Source organism: Pseudoalteromonas sp. D15MCD-2 (assembly GCF_038562745.1).
GTDB lineage: Bacteria > Pseudomonadota > Gammaproteobacteria > Enterobacterales > Alteromonadaceae > Pseudoalteromonas.
This window is the reverse complement of sequence record NZ_JBCFQE010000001.1, coordinates 2,540,946-2,562,519: the sequence shown is the minus strand read 5'-3', so window position 1 is coordinate 2,562,519 and position 21,574 is coordinate 2,540,946. Positions and strand designations below refer to the sequence as shown.

The window sequence follows — 21,574 nt, the reverse complement described above, 5'->3', positions numbered from 1 at the left end:
AAACGTTAAAGGAAGCACAATGCAATTATTTATTGGCAATAAAAACTACTCAACTTGGTCATTGCGGGCGTGGTATTTGCTGAGTAAATTCAATATCTCTTTTACAGAGCTGCAATTAGTTTTAGATACGCCTGAGTTTTATGAAGCATTAAAAAGTAAGTTTCCCGTGCAAAAAGTGCCGGCCCTTATTGATGCTGAATTAATCGTGTGGGATTCACTCGCTATTTGTGAATACATCAATGATGCTTATCTAAATGGTGCTGCTTGGCCTAGTGAAATAGCCCAAAGAGCAAAAGCGCGCAGTCTAGCGGCTGAGATGCACTCTGGTTTTGCTGCACTTCGCAGTGAAATGCCAATGAATATTCGCGCTAACAGGCATGTTGAATTATCAGAGCAAGCTAAAAAAGACATTGCGCGTATCGATGAGATATTTTCTGCTCAGCAGCAAAGTTACCCTAATGCATGGTTATTTGGTGAGTTCTCTATTGTTGATGCGATGTTTGCACCTGTGGTGCTGCGCTTCAAAACGTATCAGGTGGAGCTTTCGCATGCTGCACAAGCTTATTGTCAGCACGTACTTAGTTGCCCGGTAATGCAAAGCTGGATCAGCGAAGCCCTTAAAGAAACCGATATTGTAGACTGTGATGAAGCGGGTGAAGAAATCAACTAACTGAAATTTAGAATATTTTCCTATTTAATTTATTGTCTACTATACTTTTATTTGGGGTGTTTTGTCGTATTTTTATACAAAAATACTAGTTTAATTAGTGAATATACACTCTATACTAGAGTAGTTGCTCTTTAATCGAACACCCCCCTTTCGTAGTAGGCATTTATTTATGGGCGCTTTTGCAGCAAAATTATTTAATCAAGATATGACGATAGATCGCTATGCCTGTCAGTTTAAGTCGCTGCAGGTAGAGCAAATATTTTTACAAAGTAAATTTGCACAAGATAAAAAAATAGCGCAATTTTTTTGCTGCATAATTGCTTTAGTTACCACGCTTGTAACCTTCTTCGATAAGATGATTATTCAAGCTTCATTTTGGCCTGATATTGCTCTAACTGGCCGAATTATTATGGTTTCAGTATGCGTACTTAGTGCTTTTGGTCTGAGTTATATCAAAACTATCCAGTTATTTCGTTTGGTGATATCTGTATTTATGCTGTTCTTATTTTTGAATATGCAGTTTATGGCTATTACTTATGAACGTTTTTACATTCTGCATATGTTTTTTGATTTAATCATTTTGATTACATTTTACTTTTCGACCTTAGTATCAATTAAGTTATCTGTATTTTTAAGTACTTTATATAGTGCACTTGCTATCTCTGTTATCTATTTTAATAAAGAAATTTCTAACCACTCTCTTTATATGGTCATTTTAGCGCATCTGGCGGCTAACTTAGCAGGCATGATCATGGCTGCTCACGAACATATTATCCGTAGGGAGCTGTTTGTAAGGAATACTCAGCTTGCGCAACTTGCTCACGAAATGAAAACCCAAGCACTTAGAGACTCACTCACTCAACTGCCAAACAGACGCGCTTTTGATAATGCTTACCCAGAGTACCAAAGGCTTACTCAGCAGCAACAGGGTGAGTCAAAACAGGTGTGCGTCATTTTGGCAGATATTGATTATTTTAAACGTGTTAACGATACCCACGGTCATGAGGTAGGTGATGTGGTATTACAACGGTTTTCTGCTTTTTTAACGCAGTCGTTGCGTACCTCAGATGATGTATATCGCTTCGGTGGTGAAGAGTTTGTTATTGTGTTGCCATTATGTTCAGTGCCAGATGCTACTGTCATTATTAATAGTATGATCTCACGGCTGAATGCTGAGATGTTGCAAGTTGAGGGGTTATCTCTACCGATTCGAGCAAGTTTTGGTTTGACTGTGATGCGAGAAGAAGAACAAAAGTTAGTAATTGCAAGGGCTGATGCTGCGCTATATCAGGCTAAAGATGCTGGGCGTAATCAATTAGTTATTAAACTTTAACAGCTTTAATATGAGTTAAAACATGTACCTTGTACTCATTTCGGTATAATCTTTAATCAGATTACTTTCTTAGATTAGCAAGCAAGGAGTCGCGAATGCTAACACGCCACGATAAAGGGTATAAAATTTCAATTAGGGCCAGTGTTCTGCTGGTATTTGCCCTTGCAAGCTTACTCACAGCCGTGGTGGCGATTAGTCTGCATTATTACTTTAGTGAAAAGCTGATACTGCAAACTAAATCTGAGCAATTTAAACAAACTAGCCAACAAATAGCCGATCACATCACCAGAATCAATGAGCGTGCCGATAATACCTTGAGCGTGATGATCCACGACACGCGACTCTTTTCGAATAGCCAAGATAACAAAGAGATTTTACAGTATGTATTGCTCGAAATTTTAACGCGCCATCCAGACTTTTATTCGCTTATTCTTGGTCATGCTAATGGCGACTTATTACAGGTTATTAATTTAAAAGGCTATGCAAAGCTTCCTTCATCGTTTCAACTTGATGAAGACGATCATTGGCTGGTTTACCAAATTACAGGGCAGGGCAGCGAGCGTGAGCAAGTAACCACTTATCTAGATGAGTCGCTCAACGTTCGCAAAAGCAACACTAAAGCGACAGATTACGACCCGCGCACCCGAGTTTGGTTTCAGGATGCAATCAGTACTTCGGTGACGAAAACTGAGCAGTACGTGTTTAACGTATTTGATGTACCAGGTTATACCTATGCAATTAAATCAGCGCAAACAGGCGATGTATTAGCGATTGATATTGCCAGTGCAAGTTTGAATCACTTCTTAACCGCACAACAAACTAAAATGAAGCACTTAGTTGAAAGTGAAATGTATGTTTATCGGGGTGATGGCGAGATTATTGCGAGCAGTAAAAATCAAAGCCATCAGCATAGTTTTGCTGATTTATCCCAGTTAGTTAAATTAGATGAGCAGCAATCAGGGCTTGCTAATAAAGCGCATCAATTTGGTAAAATGCTGAGCGTCCATGAAAAGGGTATAGAAAAGTACATGTTTGTGCTGCCTCTGCCGCTCAGTAGCGATATGCAATCTGATGAAGTGGATTATTTTACAGTACTGGTATCTAAAGATGATGTATTAGCAGTAATTAAAGAAAAAATACGAATTTCAATTTTAGTCACGGGTTTATTTTTACTCTTGCTGCTGCCCGTTTCTTGGTTTTTTGCCTCTTCAATCGTTAACCCAATACTTAAACTAGTGGGTGAGAATAAAAAAATTCAACAGCGCGATTACAATGAGGTATCAACGCTTTCGAGCCATATTTTAGAGATCCATTATTTAGCTAGTTCGATGGTCGATATGAGTCGCTCCATTGAGCAACATGAAGATTCTCAAAAAGCGTTGATGGAGTCCTTTGTTGAGCTTATTGCGCAAGCCATTGATGATAAATCTCCCTATACGGCAGGGCATTGTGAGCGGGTGCCAGAGCTGGGTATTTGGCTTGCTGATGCAGCATCTGGTTCAACAGATGAGGCGTTTTCTGAGTTCAGCTTTAAAACCCCTGATGAGCGACGCGAGTTTCGTTTAGCAGCGTGGTTGCACGATTGCGGTAAAATCACCACACCAGAGCATATTGTTGATAAAGGCACTAAGCTCGAAACCATTTATAACCGTATTCATGAAGTACGCACCCGGTTTGAAGTGCTGCTGCGTGATGCAAAAATTGCTTACTATGAGCAACTATTAGCGCACCCAGAGCAGCAATCTGTGCTTGAGCAAAAGCTTGAGCAACAAACTGAAAAGTTACACGCAGACTTTAGCTTTATTGCTGCCTGTAATATTGGTGGTGAGTTTATGGATGAAGCGCAGCTGTCTCGTTTACATGAGGTTGCTAGCATTAAGTGGCAGCGCCATTTTGACGCTAGTTTAGGTTTATCGCCCCTTGAAGAAATGCGTATGGCTGATTTGAAGAATCAGCATTTACCTGTCGAAGAGTCACTGCTGAGCGATAAGCCAAGTGATTTAATTCCACACGAAAAAGCCGTTGAGTACCCAGAGAGTTTGGGCATTAATATGGTCATTCCTGAGTATAAATATAACCTTGGCGAAGTGTATAACTTGTCGGTTGCACGGGGCACGTTAACAGCGGAAGACCGATTTAAGATCAATGAGCATGTGATCAGCACAATTCGTATGCTTGGAAGTGTGCCATTCCCTAAAGAATTAGCGAGAGTTCCGCGTTATGCGTCAACCCACCACGAAACCTTAAAAGGCACCGGTTATCCACGAAAATTAACCGCTGAGCAGTTATCAATACCTGAACGTGTGTTAGTACTTGCTGACATCTTCGAAGCATTAACCGCAGCAGATAGACCTTATAAAAAAGCGAAACCTCTGAGTGTTGCTATTGATATTTTAGCGAAAATGGTCGATGACGATCACATTGACCGTGACGTATTTGAGCTCTTTTTAACTTCAGGCATATACCTAAAATATGCAAAACAGTTTTTACATGAGTCGCAAATCGATTCGGTCGATATTCAAAAATATCTAAGATAATTATTTGCTTATGCTTTAGGCTAATATTGCAGTGTTTTTGTTTGTAATACAAAGTTATTGGTGTATAAAGATTATACAAGCTAATATTATTTACGAACAAAGCATTGCAAGGAGATGCATAAGTGCTGGTATCTGCTTTTCAAAAACTTAAACAAAAAATTCGTTTCTCGATTCGTCTTACCGTTGTCGCGGTGTTCGTATTAGCCACCTCATTAACAGCCCTGATTGCAATTAGCCTGCAATATTATTTCAGTGAAAAAATGGCTTTAGAAGCCAGTGTTAAAAACTTTAATTTAGCCACCGGCTCCGTTGCTGATTACCTTACTGGGGTGAATGAAAAGTCAGAAAACACATTAAGTGTGATGGTACAAAACAGCAGCCTTATCAGCGCCGACAGCGAAGATAAAAGTGAACTGAGAGATGTCATGAGCGAAATCATGCAGCTCAATCCATTGTTTTATGCCTTATATGTCGGCTATGAAAATGGTGACTTTTATGAATTAATTAATTTAGAAAGTAGTGAAATTGTTCGCCAGCAGTTGCAAGCCATCGAAGCAGATCGCTGGGTCGTGATCCACATTACCGGCGAAGGGGCTGAGCGTGTTCAGCATACTCATTACTTTGATCAGCAATTTAATTTGCGTATCTCTCAAACAAAGAGTACCAGCTATGATCCGCGAGAGCGTTTGTGGTTTAAGCAAGCAAACTCGACCCGAGTCAATAAAACCAAGCCGTATTTTTTCACCCACCTACAAGCTCCCGGGCAAACCTATTCGATAAAGTCGGCAAGAGAAAACAGTGTATTGGCGTTAGACGTGAGCTTATCGAGCATCTCTGAGTATTTAAGTAAACAGCAAAGTAAAATGAGCAGTCAGTATTTAAGTGAGCTGTATATTTACAATAAAGAAGGTGAAATTGTTGCCTCTAACCAACAAAAAAATGGCTTACTATTGCCAAGGCTTGAAAAACTGCCTCTTACTGAAGATCAGCAAAGTGTATTGGCGAAGTACCCTTATTTAAGTGTTTCTAACGAAACCAATTGGCCACCAATGGACTTTAGTGTTGGCGGAAACCCAAAAGGCTATAGCATTGATTATATTAATGGTTTGGCTGAGTTACTTGGAATTAAGGTGACTTTTATTAATGGCTTTACCTGGGCTGAGTTTTTAAGCCAATTTGCAAAAGATGAAATAGACATTATTCAGCCTATTTTTAAAACGCCTGCCAATGAGCCGCTTGGTCTTATGAGCCAAACTATGGCGACCTTACCGTTCAGTATCATTACAGCAAAAGGGTCCACACCAATTGTTACTATGAAGCAGTTAGCAGGCAAACAGTTGGCTATAGGCGAGGGCTGGTCGGTGATTAAAGTGATCAAAGAGCACTTTCCCGACATCGATATTGTTGAGCTACCGAGTACTAAAGCGGTGCTTGATGCAGTAAGCCAAGGGCGCGTCTATGCTGGTTTAGATAACGAGGCGGTATTCAAGTACACCCAAAAGCAGTTTTTTATTGATGGTATTCAGTACAATCAGCTTGATAGTTATAGCCACGATCTACTACCCGATACCCTGCATTTATTGTTTCATCCAGAGGATGCAGCGCTTAAAGACTTAATTGATATGGCAATTACTCAGTTGCCAAATTCGTACATTGCGGCACTCGAGCGAAAATGGTTAGGGAGCGATGCCAGTCAGCAAACACAAGTTATTGGCACTGTGCCATATCCTGAGTTTTTAACTTTAATTACAGATGAAACAAACTTTGCCCATTTACGTTTGATGACCCTAAATGGCATTGAAAAGTACGTGTATATCACTCCGCTTTCAGAAGGGGGCATTAATAGCGATTACTTAGCGATAGTGGTGCCGAAAGAGGGGGTACTAAGCTCTACCCGTGAGAAAATTAAGCTCTCTATTTTTATCACTGCCGCATGCTTAATTATGGTATTGCCGGTGTCGTGGTTTTTTGCCTCACCCATTGTTGCACCTATTAAGACCTTAGAGGGCGAAAACTTAAAGATAAAGCGGCGTCAGTTTGGCCAAGTTTCAACGTTAAAAAGCAGTATTAAAGAAATCAATAACCTGGCCAACTCCATGGTGCAAATGAGTCAATCTATTCAGCAGCATGAGCAAAATCAAAAAGCCTTAATGGAATCATTTATTGAGCTTATTGCGCAGGCCATCGATGATAAATCGCCCTATACAGCAGGGCACTGCGAACGAGTACCAGAACTGGGCATTATGTTGGCCAAAGCGGCTTCAAGTTCCAATGAACACGCTTTTAAAGAGTTTGCCTTTAAAAATAAAGACGAGTTAAGAGAGTTTAGCCTCGCGGCTTGGCTACATGACTGCGGTAAAATCACCACCCCAGAGCATATCGTAGACAAAGGCACTAAGTTAGAAACTATTTATAACCGTATTCATGAAGTGCGTACACGTTTTGAAGTGCTATGGCGAGATGCAGAAATCGCTTATTTAAAAGCGTTGCAAAGCTCACCAGAAAAGCAACCTGAGCTTGAGGCCGAGCTTGGCAAACGCCAAGCACAATTACGCAGTGATTTTTCGTTTATCGCTGCGTGCAATGTGGGTGGCGAGTTTATGGATGAAGCAAGCCTTAAGCGTTTAGAGGCGCTCAGTAACATAACTTGGCAGCGACATTTTGACGATAAAATAGGCCTTTCGCCAGTTGAAGAGCTGCGAGTTCATAGTAATGATGAGCAGTTGCCTGTTACTGAAAAGCTACTTTCAGATAAGCCAGAACATCTGATCACCCATGATAAACCTATTGAGTATGACGAGCGCTTAGGCATTAAAGTAAGCATTCCTGAATACAAGTATAATCTAGGTGAGCTGTATAACTTGCAAATTCAGCGCGGTACGTTAACAAATGAAGATCGCTTTAAAATTAATGAGCATATTATCAGTACCATTCGAATGCTCGATAATGTGCCGTTCCCTGAAGAATTAGCACGGGTGCCACGTTATGCCTCGACCCATCACGAAACTCTAAAAGGCACGGGGTATCCGCGTAAGTTATCTGCAGATGATTTATCGATACCTGAGCGTGTGCTAGTGCTGGCTGATATCTTCGAAGCATTAACCGCTGCCGATAGACCTTATAAAAAAGCCAAGCCACTCAGTGTTGCCATTGATATTTTAGCCAAGATGGTAGCCGATCAGCATGTTGATGAAGATGTGTTCAAATTATTTTTAACATCAGGTATTTACCTTGAATATGCAAAACGCTATTTAAACCCAGAGCAAATCGATGATGTTGATATCGCAAAATACCTGTAACTGAGGGCGGTTGCTTTTACTTTAGAGTGAAAAGTCCGTACAATTCGCCTCGTTTTTAGTGACGCTTTTAACGAGATGAATTCAAGCCGTATGCATCAAATTGCTGACTTAATCGCTATTTTTGAAAGCACCTTTTATCAAAGCCATAACACGCGTTTGATAAAGGGTGATGATGAACCTATTTACCTGCCTGCTGATGAGCAAACGCCTTATCACCAAATTGTGTTTGCCCACGGTTTTTATGCCAGTGCTTTACACGAAATTGCCCATTGGCTGGTGGCTGGTGAGGCACGTCGGTTAAAAGAAGATTATGGCTATTGGTATTGCCCAGATGGTCGTGATAAGCACCAGCAAGCTGAATTTGAAGCAGTTGAAGTAAAGCCCCAAGCTATAGAGTGGGCGCTCAGTACTGCAGCAGGTTTTGATTTTAATGTATCGGTTGATAATTTAAATGGCGAGCAAACCTGTCGATTCAATTTTCAAGCGCGAGTTCACCAGCAAGTGTTGAGCTTTTTAGCATCTGGCTTTAATCAGCGCACGACAGCACTTCTTAAAGCATTGAGTGATTTCTATAAAACCCCATGGCCACTATCGGCTGCTCAGTTTACGTGGCAGCGCGATTTTCATGGCAACCCAGGAGCTTTATCTGATGCAGTTTAAATTAGGTTTGATTGTAAATCCGGTTGCCGGCTTAGGTGGCAGTGTCGCACTAAAGGGCAGTGATGGCGCAGATACCGCCGCAAAAGCAATGCAACTTGGTGCTGAGCCAAAAGCAAACTTACGCACCCGAGCGGCACTTGAAGTGCTGCTTGCCCATCAAGATGACTTAATCATTTACACTGTAAACGGTGAAATGGGCGAGCAAACGGCAAAGCAACTAGGCTTTCAAAGCCAAGTTATTTACCAAACAAACGATATCACCACCCCAGATGACACAGAGCAGGCTGCCAAGCTATTAGTTGAGCAAGGTGTTGACCTTATTTTATTTGCGGGGGGCGATGGTACTGCCCGCAATATTTGCCATGCGGTTGGCGATAGCACTCCTGTATTAGGTATTCCTGCAGGCTGTAAAATTCATTCTGGGGTTTATGCTATTACCCCAAAAGCTGCTGGGCGTGTTGTTGAGATGCTAGTTAAAGGTGAACTTGTAAGCCTTGGCGATGCTGATGTGATGGATATCGACGAAGAAGCATTTCGCGAAGGCACGGTAAAAGCTAAGCGCTATGGTGAAATGCAAGTGCCTAGTGAAGTACGATATGTACAGGCAGTGAAAAATGGCGGTAAAGAAACCGATGAATTAGTGCTTGCCGATATAGCTGCCTATGTTGTTAGTGAAATGGATGAAGACTGCTTATATGTGATGGGGAGTGGTTCTACAGTCGCGGCAATTATGGAAGAAATGGGTCTTGAAAATACCTTGCTAGGTGTAGACTTAGTGGCAGACCAAGAGCTTATCGCGCAGGATTTAACTGCTCAGCAATTACTTGAACTCACACAAGGTAAAGAAACCAAATTGGTGATCACCTTAATTGGTGGCCAAGGCCATATCTTCGGCCGAGGTAATCAGCAATTAAGCCCTGCACTTATTCGTGCTATTGGCCTTGATAACATTATTGTTGTAGCCACTAAAACTAAATTACAGGCTTTAAATGGCCGACCACTGATTGCCGATACTGGTGACAGTGACTTAGACGATGAATTAAGTGGTTATATTCGCGTAACCACAGGTTTCAATGACCATATTATGTATGCAGTGGGTCATCAAGATGGGCTGCACCCAGAGGAGAAGTAACAATGAGTTTAGTAAGTTATATTGATGCAGCGCAGCAATATTTTGATGATTTAGTTGATAAAGCAACAGACGACGAGCTATTTGCTGGTGGTTATTTACGTGGTCACTTTGACTTAGCTGTAGGCTATGCACAAGTAGAAGAATTAAACTTATCGATTGATGAGTTAAACAATCAAGTTGAATCTAGCCTAGTTAAAGCTTATCGCAACGGTGAGCTAAACGAAGAAGATAAAGAGCTTGTTGTACGCTTATGGGATGAAGTTAAAGCACTTGCAGCCTAATCTAATTAAATAAAACTCTGTAAAGCGACCTGTGTCGCTTTTTTTACATAATCACTTTACCTTTATCAGGTAATCCCATTAACTTAAAATTTACCTTAGTAGTTAGATACGTTAAGGTTAATGAGATATTTTTCCAGGGAATTTGAAAATGAATAACAATAATGATGTGCAGGCACCAAGTGGTGCAATCGCACGTTTTCTAAATACCATAGAAAGGGTAGGTAACAAGCTACCTGATCCGGCGATTATATTCTTAGTCGCAATGCTACTTATTTGGTTTTTATCTTGGCTTTTCTCGGGCACTACATTTGATGCAATCGACCCGCGCACTGGCGAAGCCATCGTTGTAAATAACCTATTAGCAGGGGACTCCCTTGCCACCTTCTTATCTTCGATGGTTAAAACCTTCACTGGCTTTGCTCCGCTTGGTGTGGTGCTGGTTGCTATGTTAGGTGTTGGTGTTGCTGAACATTCTGGCTTTATTAATACCGGCCTTAAATTAATGTTAAAAGTAACGCCTAAGCAGCTTTTAACACCGTCTATTATTTTAGTGGCGATTGTCAGCCATACCGCAACTGATGCCGGTTATGTGTTAGTGATCCCACTTGCTGGGGTTATTTTCTATGCGATGGGGCGCCATCCGCTTGCTGGTATTGCAGCAGCGTTTGCTGGGGTAAGTGGTGGCTTTAGCGCAAACTTTATTCCGTCAGGGATTGACCCGTTACTGCAAAGCTTTACCCAAAGTGCGGCGCAAATTATTAACCCAGATATGGCGATTAACCCGCTTAATAACTGGTTTTTCACCTCAGCTTCGAGCTTATTTATTATCTTATTAGGCTGGTATATCACAGATAAAATCATCGAGCCGCGTTTACAAAACACGCCACTTGATGGAGATACCGAAGACCTACCTGCCTTTGATGAAGCACGCAGTGATGAGAAACGTGCGTTCTACATTGCAAGCACTGTGATGATTGCAGGTCTTGCTCTACTATGGTTTGTCTCAGCGCCAGCCGACTCAGCAATGCGCAGCAGTGATGGCTCGTTAACTAATTTCCGCTCGCCGTTAATGCAATCAATTGTGCCACTTATCTTCTTACTGTTTTGGATCCCAGGTGCCGTCTACGGTTTTGCCGTGGGTACCTTCAAAAGCTCTAAAGATATGATAGATGCAATGAGTAAAGCGATGAGCGGTATGGCTTACTATATTGTTATGGCGTTCTTCTGTGCGTTATTTATTGCTGCATTTAGTAAATCAAACCTAGGTGCATTACTTGCAATTGAAGGAGCGCAACTATTAAAAGCAATGGCTCTGCCAAGTTCAGTCACGGTAGTAGGTATTATCTTCTTAACGGCGTTCGTGAACCTATTTGTTGGCTCAAGCTCAGCAAAATGGGCGCTATTAGGGCCAATCTTTGTACCTATGCTGATGCAACTGGGTATTTCACCTGATTTAACGCAAGCTGCGTACCGTGTAGGTGACTCAAGCTCGAATATCATCACGCCATTGATGCCATACTTCCCACTGGTTGTTGTGTACTGCCAAAAGTATGTAAAAGGCACCGGTATCGGCACCTTAATCGCGATGATGTTACCGTATTCAATCGCCTTCTTAATCGGTTGGAGTATCTTCTTACTCACGTACTGGGGTTTAGGCATTCCACTAGGTCTTCAATCAAGCTACGCATACCCAGCCATCGGCTCATAACGATTAGAGTAACAAAGCCTCAGTCATCCAACTGAGGCTTTAAAAAACTGAAGTCTGATAGCTGACGGCTTTACTACAAACACAAAAAAACCTTGTCACTCTCATGACAAGGTTTTTTATTGCTTACAGCTTACAGCTTACAGCTTACAGCTTACAGCTTCGATTAGTTCGCAGTGAAGCTCACTGGACGACGCTCTTTACGAGGGCCACCACGTTTTTCGCCACGGTCTTTGAAGTTACGCTTCTTATCACCACGATCACCGCTTGGGCGCTCAGAGCGAGGAGCCGCAGGACCTTGGTCTTGCGTTAGCGTCATATTCATCGGACGTTTACAGATAAATACCTTTTGGAAGTGATCAAGCACATCTTTTGGCATGTTCTGTGGTAACTGTACCGTACTGTGATTATCATGTAAGCGAATATCACCAATGAACTTGCTTGAGATATCAGCTTCGTTAGCAATCGCACCAACGATATTTTTAACTTGTACACCGTGCTCACGACCTACTTCGATACGGTAAGTATCCATAGGACCCATGTTACGGCTGTTGCGCTCACGCGGCTCACGAGGTTTACGCTCGCGTCCTTGGCGGTCGCCACGATCACCACGTTCATTGCGACGACGCTCGTTGCGTTCGCCACGTGGTTGAACTTTAACTTCTTCAACCTTGATTGGTGATTGTTGCTGCGCTAAACAAAGTAATGCACCTGCTAAATCTTCAGTACTTAGCTCAAGTTTCTCTGCCATGTTAGCAGCAACTTGATTAAAGAAAGTGATGTCTTTGTTTTCAAGAGCAATTGTAAGCTTGTCTTGAAGCGCTTTAATACGCTTTTCTTCAACAACTTTAGCTGTTGGTAAATCAACTTGTGCGATATCAGATTTCGTATGACGAATGATATTTTTAAGTAAATAACGCTCGTTATGTTTTACGAAAAGAATCGCTTTACCTTGACGACCCGCACGACCAGTACGGCCAATACGGTGAACGTAGGCTTCTGAATCTTGTGGAATATCGTAGTTAATTACTAAGCTTAAACGGTCTACATCAAGACCACGTGCAGCAACGTCTGTTGCAATAACGATATCAACTAGGCCGTTTTTCAAACGATCTACTGTACGTTCACGTGCTTGTTGGTTCATGTCACCGTTAAGTGGTGCCGCAGAGAAACCTTCGCGCTCAAGTAATTCAGCTAACTGTACCGTGTCGTTACGTGTACGTACGAAAACAATTGCACCATCGTATTGTTCTGCTTCTAAGAAGCGAACGATTGCTTTGTTTTTGTGTACGTGTGCATTCCAAAATACTTGCTCAACCGTTGATACAGTTGAGTTACGCGCAGAAATATGAACTTGCTCAGGCTCATTCATGTACTTGCTGCTGATATTTTGAATTTGCTTAGGCATGGTCGCAGAGAAAAGACATGTTTGCTTTTCACGTGGCGTTTTCTCCATGATGCTTTCTACATCATCAATGAAGCCCATGCGTAACATTTCGTCTGCTTCATCAAGAACAAGGGCTTGTAAGCTCTCAAACTTGATTGTGCCACGGTTAATGTGGTCAATTAAGCGACCTGGCGTTGCAACAATGATTTGCGCGCCACGACGAAGTGCACTTAGTTGGATGCTATAGCTTTGGCCACCATAAAGGGCTAAAACTTCAACACCACGAGTATGCTTAGCATATTGTTCGAATGCCTCAGCTACTTGGATCGCAAGTTCACGCGTAGGCGTTAAAACAAGGATCTGTGGCTGCTTCACAGACGGGTCAATATTATTTAGTAACGGCAGTGCAAATGCTGCTGTTTTACCTGTACCCGTTTGCGCTAGTCCCAGTACGTCCTTTCTTTCTAGCAATAACGGTATACATTGAGCTTGGATTTCAGATGGAGTCTTGTAACCCAACTCTTCAACTGCTTTAAGGATTGCAGGAGAAAGATTTAGAGATTCAAACGTGACTGGTTCTGACATTAATACGCCTCAACGAATTTAAAGAGGCGCGCATTGTATAGGAAATACAATGCAATTGCTTGTATAAATTACAACTAATTTGTATGTGGTTGATGTTGGTCATAATTTAATCAGTTTAAAATTGCCAAAATCAACCACGTTTACAATTTATTGATATAACCCTAAATTTTCTTTAGCGTATGCTTCGAATTCAGTGAAGCCACCAATGTGGGCTTGGTCAATAAAAATCTGTGGTACGGTTGGGCAAGGTTTGCCTGCAGACTGTTCTAAATCTGCTTTGCTGATGCCTTCTTTAATGATGTCGATATAACGGTATTTAAAATCGTCACGCTCATTTGCTAGTTTTTCAGCAACGTCTTTTGCACGAACACAGTATGGGCAGCCTTCACGGCCAAAAATTACAGTTAACATATCGCTCTCCTCGATTTGAATGTGTTTATCATCTTAACGGATTAAATGAATAAAAACAGCGCATAAAATCGATTGCACTATTCTGTTTTTTCTCACTAAAAGCGATTGAGCTAATCAAGTGTGCGCATCCTAAGGCCAAGTTCTGTTGAGTAACCCATAGAATGCGCAGTAATGGCCAACTGCTCATCAATAACATAATAAGTTGGGTAGGCACTGATTTTATAATCTTGACCTGTACTTTTACTGCCAAGTAACACCGGCATTGTTAATTCGAGTGAATCAGTAAACTGTTTAACTTCTGTAATGTTTTGGTAATCAAGGGCAATTGCTATGGCATTTAACTTACCTTGCTGATGAGCCTTTTCTAAATTTGGCATACTGTAACGACAAATTGAGCACCAAGGCGCAAAGAAATACACCACTGTTTGCTTTCCTTGTAATTGTGCAATGGTCATCCGCTCTGTCGGGTTTTTTAGCGTGGCTAAATTAAAATAGGGGGCAGGAGTTTTATCAGTTGAGAGTAAATTACGTTGCTGAAATGCGGTCACGGCATACACAACGACTGCCATTAACACGACATTTTTTAGCACATTGATAAATTTTTTTAAAAAAGTTGGATTTTTTTTCATTGTTATTTTGTACGTTGTTAGCCCTTTAAAATCAACTAATTCAGACCAGTTCGAGGGGGTTAAAATTTCAATTGATTTAAAAAAATTACAATTTTTTTTTGCTAAAAATCTTGAAAAGATTTTACCCGCCCATAAATAGTTTAGTGAGGACGCCTGATGGGTCCCAAACAAACTAAAGTAATTGAAATATATAGTATTAATTTAACTTTGTTAGCACTGGTTCAATAGAAGAGTACTAACAAAATATCGCTTAAATATGAGGATATAATTATGCGTACAGTAGACTTATCACCACTTTATCGTTCATTCATCGGTTTCGATCATTTAGCATCATTAATGGATGCGGCAGCTCGCACAGACAAGCAGCCAAGTTTTCCTCCGTACAACATCGAAGCACTCGATAAAGACAAATATCGTATCACTATGGCTGTAGCAGGTTTTAGTGACAGTGAATTGACCATTGAGTCAGAAAACAACACATTGAAAGTCAGCGGTACTAAAGCTGATAAACAAGATAATGCTGAACGTAAGTTCATTCACCAAGGCATTGCAGAGCGTAACTTTGAGCGTAAGTTCCAATTAGTTGACCACGTTAAAGTGCTTGGCGCTGACCTTGAAAATGGCTTACTAAGTATCGATTTAGAGCGTGAAATTCCAGAAGCTTTAAAACCACGTAAAATCGAAATCGGTAATGGTAAATTACTCGAAAACAAGTAATACCCAACAGCATTGTTTCCCCTAGTTAGTTTTGCCGCCTCATTTGAGGCGGCTTTTTTCGTTATGCTTAGCAACTAATTCTGCTTGCATCGTCTTTAAAGCCGCAATTTTATCTTCGGCTTCATTAAGCTTATCTTCTGACAACCCCGCTTGCTTACCACGTTCTAGAAGGGATTCGAGAGTAGCAATTTTACTCTCTGCGGCATCAATAAAGCGAAGTTCTAGTTCAGTTTGCTGCGCTTGATGATATGTCTGATACGCTTTGTGATCATTAAGATCACCTGTAAACCGCTTTGCTTGCAGGGTTTGCTTTGCAATAGGGGCTATATAATCAGGTGTTGTGATTATCGCTTTAATGCTGGCATTTTCGATTTGCTCTGTAGCTGGGTGGGCTTGCTTTTCGAGCGTGCTGGTCAGTGCTTGCTGATCATGAACATCTGTTTTTTCAACCTCAACGGACACCGGTACTTTTTCAGCAGGTGCTAAACTAATAGGGTGAGTTTGCAGATGAATAACAACGGCAGCGCTGGACAGTACCATGAGTGCTAAAGCTAACCATTTCATAGCTTAACGCCATGGTGTGTTTGCCAAGCCAGCCACTTTTGTTGATAGCTGCTTTTGGCTTTTTCAATTGCGATGGCCTTTTTAGCTTGATAGCGAACGGTTTCGTCATTTGCGCTAAAGTAGCCAAAAGTATGATCGTAGCTCATTACTACTACCCATAAACCATTCGGTGAGCGTATTACTTCACTCAATTGTTGAGGTTTTTGTGTGAATGCTAATTGTACTGCCCAATTTCGTTTTTGCTCTCGGGTTAAGTGGTTTTTATATTGAGCGTAAATATCGGGCTGATTTAATTGCTTTAGTGCGTGTTGTATCGAGCTTGATTCTGCTTGCTTTCTAAATGCTAACGCCGCCTCTCTATCGGTAAATTCACCGCCATGGGCCTTAACCGATTTTAGATAATGAAATCGTTCTTTGTGTTGCTGGTAATATTGCTGGATTTCGGTGCCAGTTACCGTGTTTTCTAAGCGAGTTAACACAGGACTATCAACATGCATAATACCTTTTATGCCTAACCAGCTTTGAATCGAAGGTCTTAAGATATCGCCCTTGGCTATAGAATAAAGATGGGGTAGCGAAAGTTGCTGTGTTTGTAAGACTGTGTCAGCTTGCTTTAAATGCAAAATAAATTGTCGATGTTTTAAAATTTCGGTTTTGAACAAGTCGCTATCCCCTTGATGCAAACGAAAGCGAGTCTGCATAGAAAGAGGCGCCATAAATTCGTACAGCGTCATTGAGTTTTCAAACAAATTGAGTTTAATAGCATTGAATTGTTTGATTTGGGCATCACTGTACTGACCATTCAGCGGGTATTGCCCTAAGTTGATTTTCAACCAGTGTTGATCAAATGGTTTAAGCCCAGTTGTGGCAGGTTTATCGTTAAGATTTAGCTGATGAATAAACAGATTATCTAAGTAGCGCATTACATGGTAATGAGTTGAAAAGCCAACACTCGCTTGGCGCTCTACAAGCTCTGGCATGTTTTTCTGCGCGTACTCAAGTAAAAATTGATTCTCGTATAGACGTGCACGTGTTTGCTGTTTGCTAATATCAGGGCTTTGCTCTTTGTAGACCTGCCACATGAGATCAATTTCAGATTCCGTGTATTGATTAAACGCAGCAACTGCTAGGTTGCTAAAAAGCAAACCTAGCAGTGCTGTCAAAATGTAAAGCCCACGCATTATCGAGCAACCATGGCATGATTAAGTAGGTGAACCACCATCGCAATCGCATGAGGAACCACTTGTTTTGCAGTATCGAGTCGGTCGTAATGATCTTCTGAATTTAACACGATCCCACCTTGAGCATACGAAAATGCGCCACCTTGGGTTAACAAAGGGCGTACATCAGTTGATTGTGTATCTAATGCCGCAAAGGTCGTCATAGCTTGTGTAACAAGGGCTGGATCGTTGAGGTTTTCTTGGTCGTAATAATCATTCACCCAACTTTCCCAGCTTGAGTGATTTAAATCGGAGGTTGTCCAAGTATGATGAGGTTGGAGTAAATCGGTGGTGTGAAATACAAAACCTAAAATCTGTGGATTACCGCTTTGTAAGTAACTTTGATACCAGTACTGCCCTAAGTTATCGATAGGTTGGAATGGCATATCCTCAAAGTCATCATACATGCTGTAACTTGATTGGCTATCTATACGGTAATGAGCTTCAGTAACGCCATAGCTATTATATTTTGAAGAGTCAGCATTGAACCAGCCTGTTTCACCACCTTTACCATCATCAAGGTAATCACCTTTGAGCCATGTCGCTGCGAGATTATCAACCGCTCCCCATACTGTTAGTTTTTGATAGTTGTAGCCGCCAAAGTCGTTGCCATGTTGATCAGCACCTTGCGTGTGATTTTGAAAGTGCCAATAACTGGTGTATTTCACAATACTTTCCGCAGCACCCCAAACTGGTGCTTGAACGCAAGAACCTGTAATAGCACCACAAAAAAAAGTGTCCTCAAAATCATCGACGTCATAGGCTGCTTGCCCAAGTAGCTCGCCAAGTTGAGTGACAGTCATATTATTTTGCTGAGCATAGCTGACTAACGCAGCGTATTGTGTTGTGCTTGGGTGTTGTTGCATGTAGTTAACGGCATCAATCACTATACGTTTGTGGGTTTCTTGACTAAACGCATGTACGTTACTGCTGCATGCAACTAAAAACGCTGCGCTAATAAGTGTTTTTTTCATTGTGTCCTCAAAGTGTTATTTAATATGCAGCGCTATTAAAAAAGAGCGTGATTACACTAGAGTGACAAAACAATTAAACATTTAATTAACAAGTTTACCCAATATAGTACTTTGTCATTACAGTTTTTCTAAATTATCCAAGCACCAGTTAGCCCGTTTGAGAGTGGCTTGCTGTACAGATTCATCCTGTTTATACCAGTTTTTATAAATCATACCGATACGTGGGTTTTGTGATAGCTGTTGTTCGTGCTCTAACATAAAATGCCAATATAGGCTGTTGAATGGGCAAGCATCATCAGTGGCTTTTTCTTTGATGTTGTAACTACAGTGTTTGCAATAATCACTCATTTTGTTGATGTAATTACCACTGGCAGCATAGGGTTTAGTGGCAATTAACCCCCCGTCAGCAAATTGGCTCATTCCCCGAGTGTTGGGCATTTCTACCCATTCTATGGCGTCGATATAAATACCTAAATACCATTCATCTACTTCACTTGGCTCAATAGCGGTTAATAAGCAAAAGTTACCCGTGATCATCAAACGTTGTATGTGGTGTGCATAAGCTGTCTGCAGGCTTTGTGTAATGGCATGGTGCATACAATTCATGTTTGTTTTGCCATGCCAAAAATAGTCGGGTAGGGGGCGCTTTGCATTTAAGGCATTTTTGCTGGCGTAATCAGGCATATTTTGCCAATAAATACCACGTACATACTCGCGCCAACCGAGAATTTGCCTGATAAAACCTTCAACTTGCGCAATATCAATAGGTTGCTTATCAAAGCTAGTTAACACTTGCTCGATGACCTGCATCGGGTGCAGCATTTTAGTATTAAGGGCAAACGATAAACGGCTGTGATACAAAGACCATTGGTACTGGGACTGGCATGTCATAGCATCCTGAAACTGACCAAAATGAACCAGTAAATGATCGCAAAAAAAATCGAGTAACTGCTTTGCTTCAGCGCGTGTGGTTGGCCAAATTAACGTATCGCTGCACTCACCAAAGGTGTTTAGTTTGTGCATTTCTACTCGTTTAAGGATGTTGCTAACATCGTGACCGAAACATAAAGGTTCTGGGATTTCTTTAAGATCGCTGGGTTTTAACTTGTTTCTATTTTGCTGATCAAAATTCCATTTGCCACCACGAGGTTGATTATCATCGTCCATTAAAATATTAAAACGTTTGCGCATAGCACGATAAAAAAACTCCATTTTTACCGGCTTATTTGGCTTAAAGTGCTGGTCAATATCATTAAAAGGTAGTAGAAAGTGTTCCGAATCAACTGCATTGACATCAAATTCGCTCTGCTGTGAAAAGTCTGCAAGTTGCTTTTTAAGGCGATATTCGTCTGGGTATTGGTACTCAATGTTCTGGCATTGATAATGCTTAGCTAACCGGGTAAGTAGCTCTGGTAGTGAGTCATCATCTTGTGTGTCATCGAGTGTCAGATGCAGGCAGTTTAAATTCGCTTTTGTCAGTGCATTAGCAAAGTTTTCCATTGCAGCAAAGAAGGCGACCACTTTTTGCAGGTGGTGCTTTACGTAGTTGGTTTCTTGTTTTAATTCGGCGATGACATACAGCGTGTCTGGTTGTGATTTTTCTTTAAACCAGCTGTGGCTTGCATTAAGTTGATCGCCAAAAATAAATCTTAAGGTGGTGTATTGCACTTCTAATAGCCTTTGCCGCAAGTAATCTAGGTAACTACGAAGCAATCACAAAGATAGATCGATAAATATAGTCTATAAAAGGTACATTAGCGGCATTTTTAATGAGTCACTACTAAGGAAGGGTCGAGATGAAAATTAACTTACATTTACTATTTATAAGCCTGTTAGTTTGCCCTTTGGGCCACAGCACTGTTTATCACTGTGAGAAAAACGGTGTTGCTGAATTTAGCCAACAGCCCTGTGGCAAAGATGCAAAGTTGATTACCATTAAAGAACAAAATCCACACCTTTCGGGCGCGTCAGATAATGCTGCACAAGCATCAGCAGGTAAAGATACCGCAGAGGTCGACCGTTATATCCGCTTAAAGCAAATCGATGCGCAAATAGCAGAACATAACAATAAAATTGACACATTCAAGCTCAAAATGGACAGGGAGATAGTGGCTTTAACTGAGCAATCAGATGCTCAGCTACGTAACTTGGTGGGGGCTAAAAAACAAGCTGCAATCGCCAAACAAATGACCGCAGTATCTGAGCGTTACGGCGTGCTTATCGACAGTGAGCAGCGCAGTATTGATAGACTCACGGCTGAAAAATACACGTTAACTTCATCTGCAAATACGGTTGCTAATAATGAGGTTGCTAGTTTTATTCGCTCAAAACAAATTATGCGTAAAATTTCAGAGCATGAAAATAAAATAGATACTTATCAAAGTGAGTTAAACATGCAAATGTCAGAGCTTGAGCAACAACTAAGTAGCCGCCCTCGTAATTTAGCTGATGCGAATAGCGATAACGCACTAGCTGACAAAATGACAGCTTTAACGAGTCGTTTTAACACCTTAATCGCCATTGAACAAAAACAAATAGATAGGCTCAACAGCGAATTGACCAAACTATGAGCTTAAGCGTGCTGGGCAATAGGCGCTAAACGACACCACATTTGAATAAGCAAACAAGTAACTTTTTACGATGTTGGCAAATATTCTCGTAGCTTGCAGCCAAGCTTGATGTAATTGCGCACTAATGTGGTGAATATACGATTTGCGCGTATCAATAAAGGCAGCGCAAAGGGTATCGATATCTTCAAATGACACGTTTAAAAAGCTCAAATTATTCGCTAAATAATGAATAAACGGCGTGACTTGCTGTAAGTCATCGAGGTGGCTTACTACTTTGTTGAGCGCACAGTAAAGAATATAGCTGCGCTTAGTTATGCTTTCTTGCTCAGGCACTGTCATGGTTAATTGACGAGCACTAAGACTGCGATGATATGCGCTTGTAAACTGATGGAAATCGGGTTTTAGCAATTCAATATCTTGTAGTAACAGTCTTTTTTGAAATGAAGATAGACTCATAGTAAATCGCTTAATAGCCAAGGCTATAGGTTGTTCTTATTATATGACTAAATATAGACGAGAATTTTCAGTTATGGGAAATTTTATGACAAGGTTGTCATAAAATTTTTAGGCAAAAAATAGTCTAACTAATTCATGTAGGAAGGTTGCTAATTGAGCGCTACATGCTTATAATAGCCGCCATTGAATTGAGGTGTTTAACACTCGATTAAATGATATTAAGTTACTTTTAATATCTATTGGCGCGGGATGGAGCAGCCTGGTAGCTCGTCGGGCTCATAACCCGAAGGTCGTCGGTTCAAATCCGGCTCCCGCAACCAAATACATGCTAAGGCATTGTAAGTGTACTTAGTATGCACAGTAATTTTTACTGTATGAAGTCGCGCATTCTGGTAATGCGCGTTTTGCGTTTAGGCTATCTAGTTTAATTTAGTCAGGTGACTG

17 protein-coding genes, 1 tRNA gene and 1 pseudogene are annotated in these 21,574 nt (G+C 41.1%); 11 read left to right on the top strand and 8 right to left on the bottom strand.

From position 1 onward, the window contains the following. Positions 1 to 19: 19 nt before the first annotated feature. From AADY36_RS11745 to AADY36_RS11710, 8 genes and pseudogenes are all read left to right on the top strand, one after another. Positions 20 to 670 carry a glutathione S-transferase family protein gene (locus AADY36_RS11745; RefSeq protein ID WP_342409010.1) on the top strand — a complete coding sequence of 217 codons (651 nt, stop codon included), beginning with the start codon at positions 20 to 22 and terminating at the stop codon, positions 668 to 670. A 169-nt stretch (positions 671 to 839) separates the two neighbouring features. Further along, on the top strand, positions 840 to 2,003 hold the full coding sequence (locus tag AADY36_RS11740) for a GGDEF domain-containing protein (RefSeq protein WP_342409009.1): 1,164 nt from the start codon (positions 840 to 842) through the stop codon (positions 2,001 to 2,003). 944 nt (positions 2,004 to 2,947) lie between these two features. Continuing rightward, positions 2,948 to 4,540 (top strand): annotated as a pseudogene (locus AADY36_RS11735) (HD-GYP domain-containing protein); the annotation flags it as partial. A 122-nt stretch (positions 4,541 to 4,662) separates the two neighbouring features. Then, positions 4,663 to 7,839 (top strand): HD domain-containing phosphohydrolase, encoded by a 3,177-nt coding sequence (locus AADY36_RS11730; protein ID WP_342409007.1) that lies wholly within the window; start codon positions 4,663 to 4,665, stop codon positions 7,837 to 7,839. Positions 7,840 to 7,929: 90 nt separating this feature from the next. Continuing rightward, positions 7,930 to 8,499, top strand: coding sequence for an elongation factor P hydroxylase (locus tag AADY36_RS11725; RefSeq protein ID WP_342409276.1), 570 nt, complete (start codon positions 7,930 to 7,932; stop codon positions 8,497 to 8,499). After that, positions 8,489 to 9,631: an ATP-NAD kinase family protein gene (locus tag AADY36_RS11720; protein ID WP_342409006.1), complete on the top strand. Its 1,143-nt coding sequence runs from the start codon at positions 8,489 to 8,491 to the stop codon at positions 9,629 to 9,631. The genes AADY36_RS11725 and AADY36_RS11720 overlap by 11 nt, the downstream gene beginning before the upstream one ends. Before the next feature lie 2 nt (positions 9,632 to 9,633). Next, on the top strand, positions 9,634 to 9,912 hold the full coding sequence (locus AADY36_RS11715) for a YfcL family protein (RefSeq protein ID WP_054553188.1): 279 nt from the start codon (positions 9,634 to 9,636) through the stop codon (positions 9,910 to 9,912). A 148-nt stretch (positions 9,913 to 10,060) separates the two neighbouring features. Then, positions 10,061 to 11,620, top strand: a complete 1,560-nt coding sequence (locus AADY36_RS11710) for an AbgT family transporter (protein ID WP_342409005.1) — start codon at positions 10,061 to 10,063, stop codon at positions 11,618 to 11,620. 163 nt (positions 11,621 to 11,783) lie between these two features. On the opposite strand, the gene AADY36_RS11705 is transcribed toward AADY36_RS11710, so the two are convergent. The 3 genes from AADY36_RS11705 to AADY36_RS11695 form a co-directional block, all read right to left on the bottom strand. Further along, a complete protein-coding gene (locus AADY36_RS11705; RefSeq protein ID WP_054562104.1) occupies positions 11,784 to 13,589 on the bottom strand; it encodes a DEAD/DEAH box helicase in 1,806 nt (601 codons plus the stop codon). Between the two features lie 147 nt (positions 13,590 to 13,736). After that, entirely contained in the window at positions 13,737 to 14,000 is a 264-nt protein-coding gene (locus tag AADY36_RS11700) for a GrxA family glutaredoxin (RefSeq protein ID WP_054553185.1), read from the bottom strand. Between the two features lie 110 nt (positions 14,001 to 14,110). Next, entirely contained in the window at positions 14,111 to 14,629 is a 519-nt protein-coding gene (locus AADY36_RS11695) for a TlpA family protein disulfide reductase (RefSeq protein WP_055021729.1), read from the bottom strand. A 270-nt stretch (positions 14,630 to 14,899) separates the two neighbouring features. Here AADY36_RS11695 and AADY36_RS11690 point away from each other — a divergent pair, with 270 nt between their 5' ends. After that, complete coding sequence (locus tag AADY36_RS11690; RefSeq protein ID WP_342409004.1) at positions 14,900 to 15,346, top strand: Hsp20 family protein; 447 nt, start codon at positions 14,900 to 14,902, stop codon at positions 15,344 to 15,346. Between the two features lie 39 nt (positions 15,347 to 15,385). Here AADY36_RS11690 and AADY36_RS11685 read toward each other — a convergent pair whose 3' ends face one another. From AADY36_RS11685 to AADY36_RS11670, 4 genes are all read right to left on the bottom strand, one after another. Continuing rightward, complete coding sequence (locus AADY36_RS11685; protein WP_055198033.1) at positions 15,386 to 15,910, bottom strand: hypothetical protein; 525 nt, start codon at positions 15,908 to 15,910, stop codon at positions 15,386 to 15,388. After that, positions 15,907 to 17,073 carry a peptidylprolyl isomerase gene (locus AADY36_RS11680; RefSeq protein ID WP_342409003.1) on the bottom strand — a complete coding sequence of 389 codons (1,167 nt, stop codon included), beginning with the start codon at positions 17,071 to 17,073 and terminating at the stop codon, positions 15,907 to 15,909. The genes AADY36_RS11685 and AADY36_RS11680 overlap by 4 nt, the downstream gene beginning before the upstream one ends. Positions 17,074 to 17,090: 17 nt before the next feature. Next, positions 17,091 to 18,104: a hypothetical protein gene (locus tag AADY36_RS11675; RefSeq protein WP_063529139.1), complete on the bottom strand. Its 1,014-nt coding sequence runs from the start codon at positions 18,102 to 18,104 to the stop codon at positions 17,091 to 17,093. Positions 18,105 to 18,221: 117 nt separating this feature from the next. After that, positions 18,222 to 19,772, bottom strand: a complete 1,551-nt coding sequence (locus AADY36_RS11670; RefSeq protein WP_342409002.1) for a cryptochrome/photolyase family protein — start codon at positions 19,770 to 19,772, stop codon at positions 18,222 to 18,224. A 128-nt stretch (positions 19,773 to 19,900) separates the two neighbouring features. Here AADY36_RS11670 and AADY36_RS11665 point away from each other — a divergent pair, with 128 nt between their 5' ends. Beyond that, positions 19,901 to 20,674 (top strand): DUF4124 domain-containing protein, encoded by a 774-nt coding sequence (locus AADY36_RS11665; protein ID WP_055198034.1) that lies wholly within the window; start codon positions 19,901 to 19,903, stop codon positions 20,672 to 20,674. Here AADY36_RS11665 and AADY36_RS11660 read toward each other — a convergent pair. Next, a complete protein-coding gene (locus tag AADY36_RS11660) occupies positions 20,669 to 21,130 on the bottom strand; it encodes a hypothetical protein (protein ID WP_285221672.1) in 462 nt (153 codons plus the stop codon). The two genes, AADY36_RS11665 and AADY36_RS11660, sit on opposite strands and share 6 nt — an antisense overlap. A gap of 243 nt (positions 21,131 to 21,373) precedes the next feature. On the opposite strand from AADY36_RS11660, the gene AADY36_RS11655 reads away from it, so the two are divergent. Next, positions 21,374 to 21,450, top strand: a tRNA-Met gene (locus AADY36_RS11655). Positions 21,451 to 21,574 lie beyond the last annotated feature (124 nt).